The organism is Psychrobacter sp. 1Y4 (genome assembly GCF_051847555.1).
In genome coordinates, this window is sequence record NZ_JBPYDE010000104.1 from 1 (window position 1) to 1,187 (window position 1,187).

The following is a 1,187-nucleotide window of genomic DNA, read 5'->3' on the forward strand; positions in this document are numbered from 1 at the left end:
CTCTTTTAGAGAGTTTAAGATAATATAGCCAGAGTCACAAAATACAGGTATCGAAACCACTGCACCGACGATAGACATGGTCAAAGTAGGGAAGCGTGGCCCTAATACTTTAATGACTGACTCTGCCATTACGATAGCCGCACCCGTTTTTTCAAGGATTAAACCAATAATCGTACCAAATACGATAACCAAACCGATATAGCCTAAGATACCACCGAAACCATCAGAGATCGTTTTTGCGACCGTATTAAGTGGTACTTGATAAAATAGCGCGACCAAAAAAGCGGACAAAATTAACACTAAAAAAGGATGCCACTTCAATTTTGCGGTAGCGAAAATAATAAAAAGAATGGTCAGCACAAGCCAAAATACAATCATCACTGTCTCAATATGGTTTATATCTTAATGAGTTATTCACGCAAACAGGCATCAATAACGATACGAAATTTTGAAGGGGCATATTTTATAGCAAATAGGCGTCACTAGGAAATACATTTGTCAAAGAGATGCTGTTTGTTATGGCGATATGAACATTTTCTGATGAGAGTAGTGGCATTCTTATGCCTGCAGAGTTATCGCTTTTTCAAATTTCAGACCGCCTTTAATCAAGGTTTTTCGCTAAAAAAAAGACTGACCACTATAGATGGCCAGTCTTTTATAAGGTATCACTTATTTTATTTCTACTACAACTATTCTCAAGATGAGTTTTTTATATAAATTCCAATCTAAGCAATCTTATCGAAGAACGCTTTATTGTCAGTAGCTATCATAGAATCGAAGCTTACGTAAATACCTTTATCATCTAGCGTTGCATACCAGTGATCATCATCGCCACTGGTCAGTATCTGAAAGTATTTATCATTAACGATTCTACCTACCGTATAGATCTCACCCTCTGAATAGAAATCGTTACCTTTGACACAAAGTAGTTTATCGTCAGTGTTTATTTCATCAGTGTTGGTCATATTAAAGTACTCTATCAACGAAAAGTATAAAAATAGAGCATGAACTCTACTCGTTATGGCGAATACAATTATATAGACAGTATCTTGTTGGTTGGTATAGCGTTTTTAATTGAGTTGTTGCAATTAGTTACTGCAAGATATCATGCTGACAAACAGTATTGAATACAGCTTTTAGTAATCGATTGATACTTACAAGGCATCAAGAAAACTCTGATGTAATGG

The 1,187-nt window shown here is 35.7% G+C and carries 2 protein-coding genes; both read right to left on the reverse strand.

The features are described 5' to 3' along the window. Positions 1-378 (reverse strand): GntT/GntP/DsdX family permease (locus tag ACS8FC_RS14520; protein WP_439297283.1); only part of this gene is annotated, 378 nt, incomplete at its 3' end. 347 nt (positions 379-725) lie between these two features. Beyond that, a complete protein-coding gene (locus ACS8FC_RS14525) occupies positions 726-965 on the reverse strand; it encodes a hypothetical protein (protein ID WP_075107364.1) in 240 nt (79 codons plus the stop codon). Between the last annotated feature and the right edge of the window lie 222 nt (positions 966-1,187).

Excerpts from the sequence above, each read along its gene's own strand:
- ACS8FC_RS14525 (WP_075107364.1), bottom strand. The coding sequence starts at position 965 with ATGACCAACACTGATGAAATAAACACTGACGATAAACTACTTTGTGTC.